The organism is Actinospica acidithermotolerans (assembly GCF_018139625.1).
Classification (GTDB): domain Bacteria; phylum Actinomycetota; class Actinomycetes; order Streptomycetales; family Catenulisporaceae; genus Actinospica; species Actinospica acidithermotolerans.
In genome coordinates, this window is record NZ_JAGSOH010000395.1 from 1 (window position 1) to 399 (window position 399).

1 protein-coding gene and 1 pseudogene are annotated in these 399 nt (G+C 72.4%); both read right to left on the reverse strand.

The window, feature by feature from the left end; translation table 11 throughout:
• Positions 1-210 (reverse strand): aminotransferase class V-fold PLP-dependent enzyme (locus KDK95_RS39115; protein ID WP_212522679.1); only part of this gene is annotated, 210 nt, incomplete at its 3' end.
• Positions 207-399, reverse strand: a pseudogene (locus KDK95_RS39120) (hypothetical protein); the annotation flags it as partial. The gene KDK95_RS39115 and the pseudogene KDK95_RS39120, both read right to left, overlap by 4 nt.

Consider the following 399-nt stretch of genomic DNA (forward strand, 5'->3'; position numbering starts at 1 on the left):
CAGGATCTTGAAGTTCTGCGGCACGGCGAGCAGCTCGCGCAGGTCCGCCTCGGCCTGTTCGTAGATCGACAGGAATTCCTTGCCCCGGTGGCTCATCTCCATCACGCCCATGCCGCTGCCGTGCCAGTCCAGCATTTCGGAGGCGGCCTGCTGCAGGACTTCGGCAGGGATGGCGGCGGGGCCGGCGGAGAAGTTGTACGGGCGGTTCATCGGTTCAGGCGATCGCAAAGGCCGTGCCGCGCGGGGCGGCAGGGCCGTTGGGGAAAGGCGTCCGGCGCGGGCCGAGGGGCCTGTGCCGGCGCACTGCGCGGTCCCGCGTCGGCGGAGCCGTCCGTGCCGGAGTCCGCTTCCGGGCCGGGATCGGGCGCCGGCTCGTCGCCGTCCTCCGCCACCAGGGGG